We start from the raw sequence: 15,114 nt of genomic DNA, 5'->3' as shown, positions 1-15,114 counted from the left end.
CTGATGGCGTTTCTATGCGCTGCACGAATATGAGCGGCCTTGTCGTGACGGCCTTTGCACTCGCGAGCAAACGGCAATCCGGCATCCTGGAAACGGTCGGGCATGATTGGGTAGAACGCCGAAAGATCGACGGCGCTTGGAAGAAATGCCAATCAGGTCAAGCTATTCCTGTTCATCGCCGCCCATTGCAGCAGGACGATCGTCTTCATGTCGCAGATATCACCGCTTTGGATCATGGTGATTGCAATGTCCAGCGGCACGTCCAGCACTTCGATATCCTCATGCTCTTCGTCCAGGCCACCGCCGTTCGAGACGCGGTCGGACGTATCGATCGGCGCGGCGAAGAAATGCACGACTTCGCTGTTCGAACCCGGCGAACTGTAGGCCCTGAAGAGGAACCGGACGTCGCGGACGCGAAAACCCGTCTCTTCCATCGCTTCGCGGCGGATCGCTGCCTCCGGCTCCTCGCCGTCGAGGAGACCGGCCGGCGTTTCGATCATGAAGGCGGGCTCGCCCCGAAGATCGGGCGGCAGGCGGAACTGCTTGACGAGGATGACGGAGCCGCGTTTCGGATCGTAGAGCAGGATCGTCGCGGCCGGCGTGCGGTGATAGACCTCGCGATGCAGGCGATGGGTGAGGCCCTTCGAGTCCGTGTAATCGAGCTTGTAAGCGCTCAACCGTGTCCAGCCTTCCGCAAGCGTCGTTTCCTCGACGACCTGCGCCTTTGCCTTCGCGAACTTCGTCATACGGCATCCTTGCGCAGCCAGACCTTATTGTCATGAACCGCCGCACCGCCATAGGGCGCGACGGGGTCTGCGCCGGTGAGCACATTGATGCCCTCGCCGTCGAGATGCGCTTTGTTTGGCCACAAGCCTTCGGCAATCAAAACGCCCGGCTTGACCTCGTTCGTGACGTTTGCGTGCAGGCGCACCTCTCCGCGCCGGTTTCCGATCTGGACGCGATCGCCGTGGGCAATGCCGATCATGTCGGCATCCTGGGGATTGATCATCAGTTCAGGACGCCCCTCCTTCTGCCGCGACGTCTTTGTTTCGGAAAAGCTGGAATTCAGGAAGTTGCGGGCGGGCGACGTTGCAAGCCGGAAGGGATGTTCGGCATCGGCCACTTCAATGACGTCCACCTGGTCCGGAAAAGCCGGCAGCTCGGGATGCGGGCCGAGCAGGCCGACGGATTCCGGTGGACGGTTAGGCGCCGGCTGGTTCGCCCAGTCCGGCCGAAAGCGGAACTTGCCGTCGGGATGCGCGAAACCGTTGAGAAAATGCGCGTCTTCGAAGTCAGGCTGGCGGTCGAACCATTTATGCTCGAGGAAGTGGTCGTAGTCCGGCAGGCCGCTTGTTTCGAGAATGCGGTCAACCATTTCCCGGGCGCTAAAGCCGAAGCCTGGCTGGTGCGCGACCCCGAGGCGCTTTGAAAGCTCCTCGATGACGAAAAGGTTGGTGCGCACCGTCGGCGGCGGTTCGACGAGTTTCGGGCCGAGCAGGATATGGTTCTGCCCGCCCGCGCGGTAGATGTCGTCATGCTCGACGAACATCGTGGCCGGAATGACGATATCGGCCATTTCTGCCGTCTCGGTCATGAACTGCTCGTGCACGGCCACGAAGAGATCGTCACGCGCAAAGCCGCGCTTCACCAGGCGCTGCTCAGGCGCGATGTTCATCGGATTGGTGTTTTGAACCAGCATGGCGGTGACCGGTCCGCGATGGCGCAGTGATGCGGCGTCGCCGGTCAGCACGCGGCCGATCTGCGACTGGTCGAGCATGCGGATATCCGGATCCTTCATCGACTTGCCGGTCAGCTCCGCGTTGTTCATGCGGAAGATGTCACTGTTCGAATGGAAGGCGCCGCCGCCCTCATACTGCCAGGAGCCGAGCACAGTGGCGATCGAGGCGGCGGCATGCATGGCGACTGCGCCGTTGCGCTGGCGGGTAAAGCCGTAGCCGAGGCGGAAATAGGTTTTCTTCGTCGTGCCGACGAGCTTTGCAAAGGCTTCGATCTCGTCGGCCGTCAGGCCGGTGATCGCGGCCGCCCATTCCGGCGTCTTCGATTTGAGATGCGCTTCGAGACCTGCCGGATCGTCGGCATATTTCGTCATGTAGGCCCGGTCGGCGTAACCGTCGCGGAAGGCGACGTGCATGACGGCGCAGGCAAGTGCCGCATCAGTGCCAGGCCTGACGATCAGCGCCATGTCGGCCTGCTTCATCGTCGGATTGTCGTAGATGTCGACGACGACGATCTTGGCGGCGCGTTCCTTGCGCGACTTGATCGCGTGCGTCATCACATTGACCTGCGTCGCGACCGCGTTCGTGCCCCAGATGACGACGCAATCGGTGCGGCCCATCTCGCGCGGATCGGGACCGCGCAGCGTGCCCGTCGCCATGGTGAAGCCGGTCCAGGCCGGGTTGGTACAGATCGACGAGAAAAAGCCGGAATAGCGTTTGGCGTGGCGCAGCCGCTCGATGCTGTCGCGCTGCACCCAGCCCATGGTGCCGGCATAATAGTATGGCCAGACCGCCTCGCTGCCATCCTTCCCTTCCGCCCTCACGAAGGCTTCGGCGATTTCGTCCAGGGCCGCGTCCCAGGAAATCTGCTGCCAGCGCCCCTCGCCTTTTGCGCCGATGCGACGCACAGGATGCATCAGCCGGTCCGGATGGTAGAGGCGTTCGGCATAGCGGGCGACCTTGGCGCAGATGACGCCGGACGTATAGGTGTGGTCGTTGGCACCGCGCACACGGCCGATGCGGCCGTCATTTGCGATCTCCACTTCCAGTGCGCAGGTGGAGGGACAGTCGTGCGGACAGGCAGTGTGCCCGACCCTCTTGCCGGGGTCGGCGGATTTGGCGTGCATGGGGGTCGCAATGTTCATGGCTTTTCTATATTCCAAGGCGTCATCCGCCAAAAGCCGGAAATGACGGCTATGACATGAATTCATAACAGGCATCAGCGAAAATGAACTACCGCCACATCTATCACGCGGGCAACTTTGCCGATGTGCCGAAGCACGCCGTTCTGGCGCGTCTCATCCGCTATCTGCAGAAGAAGGACGGCGCTTTCCGCGTGCTCGACACGCATGCCGGCGTCGGCCTTTACGACCTCTCCTCGCAAGAGGCGCAAACGACCGGCGAGTGGCAGGACGGCATCGGCAGGATCATGAAGGCCGAGCTTGCGCCGCAGGTGGCAGAGCTGCTCGAACCCTATCTTTCCGCGGTGCGGGAACTCAACCCGGATGGCGGCGTGCGCTTCTATCCCGGTTCGCCGAAGCTTTCGCGCATGCTCTTTCGCCCACAGGACAGGCTTTCGGCGATGGAACTGCATCGGGAGGACTACGTCCGCCTTCACCGGCTGTTCGAAGGAGATCACCATGCCCGTATCACCGAGCTCGACGGCTGGCTGGCGCTCGGCGCGCATCTGCCGCCGAAGGAAAAGCGCGGCATCGTGCTTGTCGATCCGCCGTTCGAGGAGGACGGCGAATACGAGCGCCTGGTCGAGGGCCTGACCAAAGCATACCGGCGGTTTCCGGGGGGCACCTATTGCCTCTGGTATCCGCTGAAAAGGGGCGCTCCCATCAAGGAATTTCACGAGGGGATGCAACTGACCCAAATTCCGAAGATGCTGTGCGCTGAACTCAGCGTGCGCAGCGATCGCGGCGTGACCGGGTTGACGGGCTCGGGTCTCATCATCGTCAACCCGCCCTTCACACTGAAGGACGAGTTGCACGTGCTGCTGCCGGCGCTCAAGGATTGTCTCGCCCAGGATCGGTTCGCCTCACAGCGTGCCTTCTGGCTGCGTGGTGAAGCGACGACCGCAAAGGCCGATTGACCCTTTGCTGCAGGTGCGAAATAGTCCGCGCCGAATCTGCTCTAGAGGTGAAACATGAAGCTGCTGTGCTCCCCGACATCGCCCTATTCCAGCAAGGTGCTGATGGCCGCGCATTATCTGGAACTCGGCGTCGCCGAGATCCGCGTCGATACCAATGCCGGCCCGGCGATCCTCGTCGACAACAACCCGCTCGGCAAAATACCGACGCTTCTGACCGATGACGGAGTTTCGGTCTTCGACAGCGTGGCGATCATGCACTATTTCGGACGGCTCAAGAACAGCAAGCTCTACCCTTCGAAGAACGGCAAGCGAACCGATGCCGAAATTCTCGAAGCACTCTGCGACGGCATCTGCGACTGCCTGCTGGCGATCGTTTACGAGCGCCGCTTCCGCGACGAGGAGAAGGTGCACCAGCCCTGGATCGACCGCCAGTGGAAGAAGGCCGTCAGCGGCCTGAACCACATCAGCGCGCATCCACCGAAGATCGGCCGCAGGCTGAATGGCGGTCACTTCGCGCTTGCTGCGACGATCGGCTATCTGCAACTGCGCTTCAAGGGCGAGTGGGAAGCCGAGCATCCGGAACTGATCGACTGGGCAGGCAAATTCGAGAAGAAATTTCCAGCCTATCAGGAACTCAAGCCGCACGGCTGACAAAAACGAGGCCGATCATCATATCCGATGTTCCGGCCTCTTCATGTTCAAGCCGGGCGCAAGGCCCGGCTTTCATCGGATGGTGTTCGGCAGACTTAGAACTTGACGCCGATACCGACCTTCACGCTGTGTTCATCATAGCCGCGCGATACGTTGGCGGCGCCGAGATCGAAGTCCTTGTTCTGATAGTCGCTGAAGCGATATTCAACACGTGCCGTGATGTTGTTCGTCACGAACGCTTCAGCACCGGCACCGACTGTGTAACCCAAAGCCGTCTTGGACTCCGAATCACCGAAGCCGCTGACCTTGTTGTTCGCCGCAGCGGCGCCAGCCGTGGCATAGAGCAGGAAGGGGTTCAGGTCGTAACCGACACGACCGCGAACGGAGCCGTTGAAGCGGTTCTTGTTAGTGATGCCGTTTGACGTGCTGTCGAGGCCTGAATAACCGAGATCGGCTTCAACACCGTAAACGATCTGGCCGCTCTGCCAGTTGTAGCCGGTGTAGAGCTGCCCGCCCATTGCGTAACCGTCGCGGTCTCCACCGAAGTTGCCCTTGTTATAGGTGCCTGCGCCGCCGAGGTAAAAGCCTTCCCAGTTGCCTGCCGGAGCGGCCGGCTCGGCCTGTGCTACCGGAGCTTCCGGAACCTGGTCGACTGCGTCGGCGGCATTGGCGGCAGAAAAGCCGGCGATCACGAAGGCGGACGCCATCAGACTAGCAATAAATGTACGCATACTCATTCTCCTTTCGATCTCGCGCCCTTCGTAACTGTCCTGAGTCGAAGCATTCGCGAGAAATTACTAGATGTCCCTCTCGGATCGAGGCCGAAAGTGGAGCGCAATTGCGGATTTGAGAGAGCCAAATTGTGAAATGATTGAGGCAGAGAAGCGGCTGAAATTTGATGTTGCTATAGCGCAACAGAATATTTGTTAACCATAACGGTTGGTTAAATTGTCAATACTTATTTTAGGAAATTTAATTCTCAAATAATACATAGAATAGGCCTGCCGAAAAGGCAATCTCACAGCCTATTTATATAGTCTGTGCCTGCCGCTATATAGAAGCGCACTTAGAGTCGCGGGACCAGAAGGCACGCATTTGAACGAGAAAAGACTTAAGGCCGCGCTCGTAACCGGGGCTGCCAAGAGAATAGGCCGGGCGATAGTCGAGGATCTGGCGGAAAACGGCTTTTCCGTTGCCATTCATGCCAATCGCTCGATCGACGAGGCGGAGGCGGTTGCGGCGGAATTGCGGCAAGGAGGCAAGTACGTCTTTGCAGTGCAAGCCGACCTTACCAAAACAAGCGACACGGAAACGCTGGTAAAAAGGGCCGCGGATCGCCTTGGACCCATTGATCTGCTCGTCAACAATGCCTCGGTCTTCCGCGAAGATTCGGTGCGAAAGACGAACGATGCTGCCTGGGACGAGCACTTCGCGGTGCATGTGCGGGCCCCTTCGATCCTGTCTGCCCAGTTCGCCGCCCAGCTGCCGGAAACCTGCACTGGCCTCATTGTCAATGTTATCGACCAGCGCGTCTGGGCGCTGCGGCCGAGCTTTTATTCCTATACCCTGTCGAAGTCGGCACTTTGGACCGCAACGCAGACGATGGCGCAGGCACTTGCTCCGAAGATTCGTGTCAACGCCATCGGGCCTGGCCCCTCGATGCCGAGCGAACGGCAGTTGCAGGAAGACTTTCAAGCACAGGTCGCAGCCCTTATCTTGAAGCAAGGACCTGAATTGGAGGAATTCGGCCGAACGATTCGTTTTCTGTTCGAGACGCCTTCGATCACGGGTCAGATGATTGCACTCGACGGCGGCCAGCATCTTGCGTGGCAGACGCCGGATGTGCTGGAGATCAAGGAATGAATGCCAAGAAGCTGCCCGATGGCGGTGTTCTTTATGATGAAACCGATGAAAACGAAGACGATATCGAGGTGGAAAGCGACCTTTCCGCCTCGCCGCTTCCGGCTGCGATCGACTGGAACGAAGGCGGCGGCAACGAGAGCGGGCTTGCCGGCGCGGAACTGATCGGCGAGTTCGTCAAGCGGCTGCCGAACAGCCCCGGCGTCTACCGCATGTTCAATGAAGATGGCGACGTGCTTTATGTCGGCAAGGCGCGCAGCCTCAAGAAGCGCGTCGGCAACTATGCGATGGGCCGGGTCCATTCCAACCGGATCGCGCAGATGGTCCGCCTGACCTCGCACATGGAATTCGTGACGACGCGCACGGAGACCGAGGCGCTGCTTTTGGAAGCGAATCTGATCAAGCGCTTGCGGCCGCGCTTTAACGTGCTTTTGCGTGACGACAAGTCGTTTCCCTATATCCTCATCACCGGCGATCATCGCGCCCCGTCGATCTTCAAGCATCGCGGCGCCCGCGCCCGCAAGGGCGATTATTTTGGTCCCTTCGCTTCCGCCGGCGCCGTCGGGCGCACGATCAATTCGCTCCAGCGCGCCTTCCTGATCCGCACCTGCACGGACAGCGTCTTCGAGACGCGTACGCGCCCCTGCCTGCTCTACCAAATCAAGCGCTGTTCTGGCCCCTGTACCCGCGAGATCAGCGACGAAGACTATGCGCAACTGGTGCAGGAGGCCAAGGATTTCCTTTCCGGCAAAAGCCAGAAGGTGAAGGAGCACATGGCAGAGGAGATGAACGCCGCCGCCGAAGATCTCGATTTCGAGCGTGCGGCGATCTATCGCGATCGCCTCGCGGCGCTGTCGCACGTCCAGAGCCATCAGGGCATCAATCCCGCAGGCGTCGAGGAAGCGGATGTATTTGCGATCCACCACGAGGGCGGTATTTCCTGCATCCAGGTCTTTTTCTTTCGCACGGGCCAGAACTGGGGCAATCGCGCCTACTTTCCGAAGGCCGACCCGCAGCTTTCGAGCGCCGAGGTTCTCAATGCATTCCTGGCGCAATTCTACGACGACAAGCCGGTGCCGAAGCAGATCATGCTGTCGGAAACAATCGAGGAAATGGAACTGCTGGCGGCGGCGCTCGGCGAAAAGGCCGGGCACAAGGTGTCGATCCTGGTGCCGCAGCGCGGTGAAAAGCGCGATCTGGTCGACCATGTCGTTGCCAATGCCCGCGAGGCACATGGCCGCAAGCTGGCCGAGACCGCTTCGCAATCGCGCCTGCTCGAGGGCTTCAAGGAAACGTTCGGCCTACCCTATGCGCCACAGCGGATCGAGATCTACGACAACTCGCATATCATGGGCACGAACGCGGTGGGCGGCATGGTCGTGGCCGGGCCAGAAGGTTTCGTCAAGAGCCAGTACCGCAAGTTCAACATCAAATCGACCGACATCACGCCCGGAGACGACTTCGGCATGATGCGCGAGGTCATGACCCGGCGATTCTCGCGGCTGATCAAGGAGGAAGGCATTCCGGACCGGACGCAGACGGTATCGAGCGCTGAGGCCGCCGATCTGCCCTTCCCTGCCTGGCCGGACGTGATCCTGATCGACGGTGGCCAGGGCCAGATGACGGCAGTGCGCGCCATCCTCGAAGAACTCGCCATCACTGACAGCGTCATTGCCATCGGCGTGGCAAAGGGCGTCGACCGCGATGCGGGGCGCGAGCGCTTCTTTTCGCCGGGGCGCGAAAGCTTCACGCTGCCGCCACGCGATCCCGTGCTCTATTTCATCCAGCGCCTGCGCGACGAAGCCCACCGCTTCGCCATCGGCTCCCATCGCGCGCGGCGCAAGAAGGAGATGGTGAAGAACCCGCTCGACGAGATCGGCGGCATCGGCCCTTCCCGCAAGCGGGCGCTGCTGCAGCATTTCGGCACCGCAAAAGCCGTTTCGCGGGCAGCGCTTTCCGATCTCATGGCAGTCGACGGCATTTCCGAGACGGTCGCAAAGCAGGTCTATAACCATTTTCACGACGATGCCGCGAAATAGGCGGCAACGGTCGCAAATTCCACGCAAAGGCGGCAGAAAAACAGAAAGAATGTTGACGGCTTGCGGTCAAACCCGTCATCTACAATCACAAAAATTCAGAGAACGGTTTCATGGCATCGCGCGCGTATAATATTCCCAATTTGCTGACCTACGGCCGCATTCTCGCGGTACCGCTGATCGTCCTGTGCTTCTTTGTCGAGGGGCGGCTTGCGATCAGCAACACGGCGCGATGGGTCGCCCTTTGGATATTCATCATCGCTTCTCTCACCGATTTCCTGGATGGTTATCTGGCGCGCATCTGGAACCAGACTTCGAATATCGGTCGCATGCTCGACCCGATCGCCGACAAGCTCCTGGTCGCCTCGATCCTGCTGCTGGTTGCCGCCGATCAGACAATCGCCGGCTGGTCGATCTGGGCGGCAATCACCATCCTCTGCCGCGAAATCCTCGTTTCGGGACTGCGCGAATATCTGGCCGCCCTCAAGGTCAGCGTTCCCGTCACGCGGATCGCCAAATGGAAAACAACGCTGCAACTGGTGGCAATCGCGTTCCTGCTTGCCGGTCCGGCGGGCGATGCGATTTTTCCCTTTACGACGCAGATCGGCATCGGCCTGCTTTGGATCGCGGCCATTTTGACCATATATACCGGCTATGACTATTTCCGCGCCGGCTTGAAACATATCGTGGATGACGAAGAATGACGCGCCTCGTCTATTTTGCCTGGGTGCGGGAACGGATCGGCAAGAGCGAGGAAGAGATCGCCCTTCCCGCCTCCGTCCTCACCGTTGCCGATCTTCTCGGTCACTTGAAGACACTGGGCGAGGAATATGAGACGGCGCTGCAATACGAAAACGTCATCCGCGTGGCCCTCGATCAGGAACACGCCGAACACGACGAACCGATTGGCAATGCCCGTGAGATCGGGATTTTTCCGCCGATGACGGGCGGGTGACGGATAACGGACGCACGCTCGCGCTTGCGAGAAGACGAATGGAAACACTGCGTATCAAGACGGCTGGCCAACGCTCCTGCGTCATTCCTGTGCTTGTCGCCGCAAGCCAGCCGCGACCCGTCCGCGCTGTCGATCACTCTCTTTCCCTTCGCCCCAAGGAGCCGGGAGCACCGGATTGCTGTGACAAGCAGGAGGATTTAGGCGTGCGGTTTAAGGTTATCGCGCATCAGCAAAGGGAAAGCATGTCGTGAGCCCGGCCCCGACTATCCGCGTCCAGCGCGAAGACTTCGACCTGCAGACTGAAGTCGACCGTCTGGCGAAGGCCGCACCCGGCGTTGGAGCGATCGTGACATTTTCCGGTCTCTGCCGCGACGAAGGCGGCACATTGGCAGCGCTGGAACTGGAACATTATCCGGGCATGGCCGAGGCGGAGATGACGCGCGTCGCCACGTTGGCGATCGAGCGTTTCGGCCTGCTTGGGCTCACCGCCATCCACCGCTTCGGAAGAATCAGCGCAAAGGAAAATATCGTGCTGGTGATTGCCTGCGCGCCGCACAGGCAGGCGGCATTCGACGGCGCCAACTTCGTCATGGATTTCCTGAAAACCTCCGCCCCCTTCTGGAAGAAGGAACATTTTACGGATGGCTCGGCAGGCGATTGGGTCTCTGCTAAGGATGCAGACGAGAAAGCGCGCGACAAGTGGAAGTAGTCACGGAATGGCGCGCTCGCGCCGGCTCAGCACCAGCAGGAAGACGAGCAGCGAGAAGATGACGAAATCCCGCCAGAGGAAGGGGCCGTAGGCGGTCCAGAGGGTTTCGGCAAAACCGATGCCTGCGGCACCGCCTGCCGATTTCAGGGGATCGGAATAGCCGCCGGCAGCGGCGATCATCAGCACCTTGAGGCCGAAGAGCAGGCCCGCACCGAAATCCATCGAACCGTAATAGAAGGTCGTCAGGATGCCACAGCAGGTGGCGACGAAGGCGGCGGCCACGTAGGCAGCGAGGAAAACGCCGGTTGCGCTCACGCCGCAAAGTTCAGCGGCGAATGGATCGTCCGTCACTGCGCGCCAGACGCGACCCCAGGCGGTGCGGCGGAGCACCAGACCGCCCACCGCAATCAACGCACACATCAGCCCGGTATTGATCAGCTGGATGTAGGTCAGCGTCACCTTGAAGGATGCGTCGCTCCAGAAAACGACGGTTCTGTTGAGGAATGGCGAGAGCCAGAGCTCCCGCGTATCGGAGGCCAGCCGCGCCGTCTCCATGAGCAGGATGGTCACCCCGAGGGCTGCGACGATGACCGTGTTCGGCGAGCGTCGCACGAGCGGCTGCATGACGGAGCGGCCGATCCAGAAGCCGGCGCCGAGCGAATAGGTGAACGACATGACAGCGCCGAGCGCGAGCGATGCGGGCAGGACCAGCCAGAGGCGGTTATAGGCCAAATCGGTGAACAGCAGCAGGATCTGTCCCGCGAAAGCGAAGACGGCACCATAGGTGATATCGGCTCGCTTGGTGACGCCGAAGGCAAGCGCATAGCCAAAGGCAAGCGCCGCGTAGAGCGCTGCCAACGGCACCGCGTTTGCCAGCTGCTGCAAAAGATAACCCATCGGAAACTCCGGATCGTCTGCAAATAATAACTGGCAAACCCCATTTTACCAGTTATATTTTCACTATGATCTTTGCCTGGACCGCACATCGTTTTTCTGGCGGCGCGCTGGCGCTGGATGTCGCCAACAGCGTCGTTCTGCGCCATGATAAAGCCCGCAGCATCGACCGCTTTGCGGCGGATGAACCGTTCACGAGCTTTCCGGATGCGGCGGCAGAATTTTGCGCCGAGCGTGCCCTTTTCGGTCGGGTGCTGCCGGTGCCGCCGGAAAACAGGCCGAATTTCATCGCGCTGCGCGAAGCCACGGACCGCTATTTCCGACAACGGGTTTTGACAGGCAATGATGATCGACTCCTTGCGGACCTGCTTTCGAAACTTGCCGTAACCCTGCGAAATTCCAGGCCCAACGGGCTCGACGTTGCGACCGCTCATTCGGTGCTTCGCCTGATCGCGATGCCTGTTCCGCAGCGCTTGAAGATATGCCGCAATTGCGGCTGGCTGTTCATAGACCGCAGCAAGAATAAAAGCCGTGCCTGGTGCGACATGGGCGTGTGCGGCAACCGCGCCAAGGCAAGCAGGCACTACCGCCGCAAGAAGGAGGACGCGATATGAGGACCAAGGTTGTCTGGGCGCTGGCCCTGAGCGCCGCGCTGATCGCCGCCTGCCAGCGCGAAATGGAGAAAATGGTCGAAGTAAGCGGCCATATTTTCGTGTTCAATTACCGCGTCGCAAGCGCGACCTACCTCGTCACCTTGAAAAAGACCGCGGCCATTCCGGATGGCGCAGTGGCGATAGCCGAATTCGAGAACCCGGCCGGCGGCGACCCGATCGTGCTCACCGAGAAAATCTATCCGGCCTGGGACAAGATCACTCTCCAGAGCCCGAACGTCCACTGCATACGCAAGGACAGGCCTTACTCCGTCAAGATCCGTCTCGTCGATGCCGGGGGCACGACGCTGCAGGAGCTGAAGACACAACTGGTCTCGGACGTCGATCAATCGATCCTGCCGAGCAAGCCGCTCGTCGTCGGACCGCTCTATACGCAGAACCCGGAAGTCTTCAAGCCGGACGGAACGACGGACTTCAGCAATACAGACAAGTGCCCGGCCGCGTAACGAAAAAGCCGGAGCGAGGCCCCGGCTTTCAGTGTCACTTCAAAGGCTTCAGCCTCCCGGCTGAAATTTCGATTCAGCCGACGATCTCGGTGTCGGAGAACCAGTATTTGATCTCCTGCGCGGCCGTTTCCGGAGCATCGGAGCCGTGAACAGAGTTTTCGCCGATCGAAAGGGCGTGCACCTTGCGGATCGTGCCTTCGTCAGCGTTTGCCGGGTTGGTCGCACCCATGATCTCGCGGTTCTTGAGGATTGCGTTTTCGCCCTCGAGAACCTGAACGACGGTCGGTCCAGACGTCATCGTGTCGACGAGTTCGCCGAAGAACGGCCGCTCCTTGTGAACGGCGTAGAAGCCTTCAGCTTCGCGCTTGCTCATCCAGACGCGCTTGGAAGCAACGACGCGCAGGCCGGCATCTTCCAGCATCTTGGTGATAGCGCCCGTCAGGTTGCGCTTCGTTGCATCCGGCTTGATCATCGAAAAGGTGCGTTCAATCGCCATTGGGTCAAATCCTCTGGTTTAGCGGGAAAAGTGGGCGGTCTTTACCCGCCCCTAGCCCCGAAAACAAGGGGGACGCGGCAATTTCACGCCGCTGTCATGGTGAGCCCCTTCCTTCATGCAGATCAAGGCAGCGCTCGAACCGGCTCATGACCGGACCATCCGCCGTTGGGCCGGTGCGTCCTGAACTTTAAGGTCTTTGAGGACGGCTGTTGCGAGGGCCGCGCAGTGCGCGCCGTGGCTATCAAATGCGGGGAAAAGACCACTCCGCGGGCTCAAAGCCGCATATCTGCGGCAATGGCGACCAAGGTCTTGCGGCCTTGATGAGCGAGATGGAATTTCTGGCGGAATCGCTTGCGAACGTGCTTTTGGCCGAAACCGAAATAAGGGCCAAGCTGCTTGCCGATGTCGAACGGATCGAGACGCTGGAACACGCGATGGTGCAATCGGCATCGGTAACCGATGCGTTGACGGGCTTGCTGCGATCGGCAACGGCCGCACAACTGCAAGCCAAACGCCCGAGCAGCGCCAATTGCCGCCCGGGTCCAATCGCCACCAACCGGTGCAAGCTTTCAGCCCGCTTCCATCGACACGGTCTTGCCTTGATCGCGGCTTTCGGCCAAAACGCCGCGCATGATCACGATTACCGACATTTCTGCCCGCATCGCCGGGCGCCTTCTCCTCGACAATGCCAGCGTGACGCTTCCGGCGGGCACGAAGGCTGGCCTTGTGGGGCGCAACGGCGCGGGCAAATCTACGCTCTTTAGGATCATCACCGGCGATCTCGGCGCAGAGACTGGCTCAGTTTCCATACCGAAGAATGCACGCATCGGCCAGGTGGCGCAGGAAGCGCCTGGCACAGAAGAGCCGCTGATCAAGATCGTGCTTTCCGCCGACAAGGAGCGCGCCGCGCTGCTTGCCGAATCCGAGACCGCAACCGATCCCCACCGGATTGCCGAAATCCAGATGCGCCTTGTCGATATCGATGCGCATTCGGCAGAAGCGCGGGCGGCAAGCATTCTCGCTGGCCTCGGCTTCGACCAGGATGCCCAGCAGCGCCCGGCCTCGGCCTTTTCCGGCGGCTGGCGCATGCGCGTGGCCCTTGCCTCAGTACTCTTTGCCGAACCCGATCTGCTGCTTCTCGACGAGCCGACGAATTATCTCGACCTTGAAGGTACGCTCTGGCTGGAAGACTATGTGCGGCGCTATCCGCACACGGTCATCATCATCAGCCACGATCGCGACCTCCTGAACAATGCCGTCAATTCGATCATCCATCTCGACCAGAAGAAGCTGACCTTCTACCGCGGCGGCTACGACCAGTTCGAGCGGCAGAAGGCGGAAGCCGACGAACTACAGACGAAAGCGAAGGCCAAGAACGAAGCCGCGCGCAAGCATCTCCAGAGTTTCATCGACCGCTTCAAGGCAAAGGCTTCCAAGGCGCGCCAGGCGCAGAGCCGCGTCAAGGCGCTCGAACGCATGGGCACGGTCGCCGCGGTGATCGAAAACCATGTGCAGCCGATCACGTTCCCCGAGCCGGAAAAGCAGCCGGCATCGCCGATCGTCGCGATCCAGAGCGGCGCCGTCGGTTACGAACCGGGCAAGCCGATCCTCAAGAATATCAGCCTTCGCATCGACAACGACGACCGCATCGCGCTGCTCGGCGCCAACGGCAACGGCAAGTCGACCTTCGCCAAACTCATCGCCGGCCGGCTTTCGGCCGAAAGCGGCGACATCAAGCTCGCACCGAGCTTGAAGATCGGCTTTTTTGCCCAGCACCAACTCGACGACCTTGTTCCCAACGACTCGCCGGTCGAGCATGTGCGCCGCCTGATGCCGGCAGCGCCCGAGGCGAAGGTCCGCGCCCGCGTGGCGCAGATGGGGCTCTCGACGGAAAAGATGTCGACTGCTGCCAAGGATCTTTCCGGCGGCGAGAAGGCCCGCCTGCTGATGGGGCTTGCCGCATTCCACGCGCCGAACCTTCTCATTCTCGACGAGCCGACCAACCACCTGGACATCGACAGTCGCCGCGCTTTGATAGAAGCGCTCAACGACTACGATGGCGCCGTCATCCTCATCTCGCACGACCGCCATCTCATCGAGGCGACGGTCGACCGTCTCTGGCTCATCAACAACGGCACGGTCTCGAATTTCGAAGGCGATATGGAGGAATACCGCAACCTGGTCGTCTTTGCGGGCAAAAAAAAAGACGAAAAGCCTGATCTAAGCGACGAGCCCTCCTCCAAGGCGGATCAGCGCAAGGCCAATGCCGGCAAGCGTGCCTCGCTCGCGCCGCTGAGGAAAAAGATCAACGAAATCGAATCGTTGACTGCGAAGCTGGAGAAACAGATTCAGGAGCTCGATGCCGAACTTGCCGATCCGACGCTCTACGAAAAGGCTCCGGCAAAGGCCAGCGAGAAAGCCAAGCAGCGCGGCGAGGCAGCCGCAAAGCTCGCAGCCGCCGAAGAACAGTGGCTGGAGCTTTCGGCCGAATATGAGGACGCCATGGCGGGCTAGGCGTCGGGCCTTGTCGAACTCCACGTGACAACTCCGCTTGCCCGGCGA

General features: G+C 60.5%; 16 protein-coding genes. 10 read left to right on the top strand and 6 right to left on the bottom strand.

Features of this window, described 5'->3' with window-relative positions:
* Positions 1 to 152: 152 nt before the first annotated feature.
* The gene (locus tag AM571_RS06785) at positions 153 to 746 is read right to left on the bottom strand and encodes an NUDIX domain-containing protein (RefSeq protein WP_074060762.1); all 594 of its coding nucleotides are present in this window, start codon (positions 744 to 746) and stop codon (positions 153 to 155) included.
* On the bottom strand, positions 743 to 2,881 hold the full coding sequence (locus tag AM571_RS06780; RefSeq protein ID WP_074060761.1) for a molybdopterin-containing oxidoreductase family protein: 2,139 nt from the start codon (positions 2,879 to 2,881) through the stop codon (positions 743 to 745). The genes AM571_RS06785 and AM571_RS06780 overlap by 4 nt, the downstream gene beginning before the upstream one ends.
* An 83-nt stretch (positions 2,882 to 2,964) precedes the next feature.
* On the opposite strand from AM571_RS06780, the gene AM571_RS06775 reads away from it, so the two are divergent.
* Positions 2,965 to 3,834, top strand: a complete 870-nt coding sequence (locus tag AM571_RS06775) for a 23S rRNA (adenine(2030)-N(6))-methyltransferase RlmJ (RefSeq protein ID WP_074060760.1) — start codon at positions 2,965 to 2,967, stop codon at positions 3,832 to 3,834.
* 54 nt (positions 3,835 to 3,888) lie between these two features.
* Positions 3,889 to 4,485 (top strand): glutathione S-transferase, encoded by a 597-nt coding sequence (locus AM571_RS06770; RefSeq protein WP_074060759.1) that lies wholly within the window; start codon positions 3,889 to 3,891, stop codon positions 4,483 to 4,485.
* Positions 4,486 to 4,580: 95 nt separating this feature from the next.
* Here AM571_RS06770 and AM571_RS06765 read toward each other — a convergent pair whose 3' ends face one another.
* Positions 4,581 to 5,216 (bottom strand): outer membrane protein, encoded by a 636-nt coding sequence (locus AM571_RS06765; protein ID WP_074060758.1) that lies wholly within the window; start codon positions 5,214 to 5,216, stop codon positions 4,581 to 4,583.
* Between the two features lie 364 nt (positions 5,217 to 5,580).
* Here AM571_RS06765 and AM571_RS06760 point away from each other — a divergent pair, with 364 nt between their 5' ends.
* From AM571_RS06760 to AM571_RS06735, 5 genes are all read left to right on the top strand, one after another.
* Positions 5,581 to 6,348, top strand: a complete 768-nt coding sequence (locus tag AM571_RS06760; protein ID WP_074060757.1) for an SDR family oxidoreductase — start codon at positions 5,581 to 5,583, stop codon at positions 6,346 to 6,348.
* A complete protein-coding gene (uvrC, locus tag AM571_RS06755; protein WP_074060756.1) occupies positions 6,345 to 8,384 on the top strand; it encodes an excinuclease ABC subunit UvrC in 2,040 nt (679 codons plus the stop codon). The genes AM571_RS06760 and uvrC overlap by 4 nt, the downstream gene beginning before the upstream one ends.
* Before the next feature lie 110 nt (positions 8,385 to 8,494).
* A complete protein-coding gene (pgsA, locus tag AM571_RS06750) occupies positions 8,495 to 9,085 on the top strand; it encodes a CDP-diacylglycerol--glycerol-3-phosphate 3-phosphatidyltransferase (protein ID WP_074060755.1) in 591 nt (196 codons plus the stop codon).
* On the top strand, positions 9,082 to 9,336 hold the full coding sequence (gene moaD / locus AM571_RS06745) for a molybdopterin converting factor subunit 1 (RefSeq protein WP_074060754.1): 255 nt from the start codon (positions 9,082 to 9,084) through the stop codon (positions 9,334 to 9,336). The genes pgsA and moaD overlap by 4 nt, the downstream gene beginning before the upstream one ends.
* Before the next feature lie 247 nt (positions 9,337 to 9,583).
* Positions 9,584 to 10,045: a molybdenum cofactor biosynthesis protein MoaE gene (locus tag AM571_RS06735; protein ID WP_074060752.1), complete on the top strand. Its 462-nt coding sequence runs from the start codon at positions 9,584 to 9,586 to the stop codon at positions 10,043 to 10,045.
* On the opposite strand, the gene AM571_RS06730 is transcribed toward AM571_RS06735, so the two are convergent.
* Positions 10,046 to 10,942 carry a branched-chain amino acid ABC transporter permease gene (locus AM571_RS06730; protein WP_074060751.1) on the bottom strand — a complete coding sequence of 299 codons (897 nt, stop codon included), beginning with the start codon at positions 10,940 to 10,942 and terminating at the stop codon, positions 10,046 to 10,048.
* Positions 10,943 to 11,007: 65 nt separating this feature from the next.
* On the opposite strand from AM571_RS06730, the gene AM571_RS06725 reads away from it, so the two are divergent.
* Entirely contained in the window at positions 11,008 to 11,553 is a 546-nt protein-coding gene (locus AM571_RS06725; protein ID WP_074060750.1) for a CGNR zinc finger domain-containing protein, read from the top strand.
* On the top strand, positions 11,550 to 12,056 hold the full coding sequence (locus tag AM571_RS06720; protein WP_074060749.1) for a hypothetical protein: 507 nt from the start codon (positions 11,550 to 11,552) through the stop codon (positions 12,054 to 12,056). Before AM571_RS06725 ends, AM571_RS06720 begins: the two co-directional genes overlap by 4 nt.
* A 73-nt stretch (positions 12,057 to 12,129) precedes the next feature.
* Here the strand turns inward: AM571_RS06720 and ndk are convergent, their stop codons facing one another.
* Positions 12,130 to 12,552, bottom strand: coding sequence for a nucleoside-diphosphate kinase (ndk, locus tag AM571_RS06715; RefSeq protein ID WP_022714709.1), 423 nt, complete (start codon positions 12,550 to 12,552; stop codon positions 12,130 to 12,132).
* 272 nt (positions 12,553 to 12,824) lie between these two features.
* Entirely contained in the window at positions 12,825 to 12,983 is a 159-nt protein-coding gene (locus AM571_RS36890; RefSeq protein WP_196776310.1) for a hypothetical protein, read from the bottom strand.
* Between the two features lie 199 nt (positions 12,984 to 13,182).
* Between AM571_RS36890 and AM571_RS06710 the strand changes: the two genes are divergently transcribed.
* Positions 13,183 to 15,066 (top strand): ABC-F family ATP-binding cassette domain-containing protein, encoded by a 1,884-nt coding sequence (locus AM571_RS06710; RefSeq protein ID WP_074060748.1) that lies wholly within the window; start codon positions 13,183 to 13,185, stop codon positions 15,064 to 15,066.
* Positions 15,067 to 15,114 lie beyond the last annotated feature (48 nt).

Source organism: Rhizobium etli 8C-3, assembly GCF_001908375.1.
Lineage (GTDB): Bacteria > Pseudomonadota > Alphaproteobacteria > Rhizobiales > Rhizobiaceae > Rhizobium > Rhizobium etli_B.
Note: the sequence above shows the minus strand (reverse complement) of the source record. Positions and strands in the feature narration are given on the sequence as shown.